Here is a 556-nt window from a genome sequence, read left to right on the forward strand (position 1 = left end):
TATGTCATTCGCAGTGAAAGACCAAAGCACCGGACTGGCCATTGCCAGTGCCGCAGTTTCCATCACCAAACCCGATGGCACTACTGCCAGCACTACTACCGATGCCAATGGTAAACTGGTATATGGACTCGACAATGGCAAATACACTTTTGCTTTTTCAAAGAGTGGTTATACTGCCCTCAGCACTTCCTTTACCGGTGGCCCCGATGACAGCGTATATGCCGACATCAACCTCGATGTAGCCACAGCAAGAGTAGCTACCAATACCTCGCCCCTGGTTTCCCCAGGCAACAACATGGTATTGACCGGTTATGTGCGCGATGCTGATCTGAACAGCGCCCTGGGTGGTGTGCAGGTAAAAGCAGGCAGCTATACCACTACTACCGATGCAAGAGGTTATTTTTCGTTGACAGTGCCGGCCTCAGCAGTAGCGCCCGGCAAAACACCGGCAACCATTTCCATACAAACCAGCAAAGCGGGTTATATCACCAACAGCATACAGAACCTGTATGCCATACCCGATACCTATGAAATGCAGATCGCATTATCATCAGGC

Annotated in this window: 1 protein-coding gene; it reads left to right on the top strand. The window is 50.5% G+C overall.

The window, feature by feature from the left end; translation table 11 throughout:
- Positions 1–556, top strand: a 556-nt coding sequence (locus A3860_RS07470) for a carboxypeptidase regulatory-like domain-containing protein (protein WP_143773990.1), incomplete at both ends; no start/stop codon positions are given.

It is taken from the genome of Niastella vici (genome assembly GCF_002077945.1).
In the GTDB taxonomy this organism is placed as follows: domain Bacteria; phylum Bacteroidota; class Bacteroidia; order Chitinophagales; family Chitinophagaceae; genus Niastella; species Niastella vici.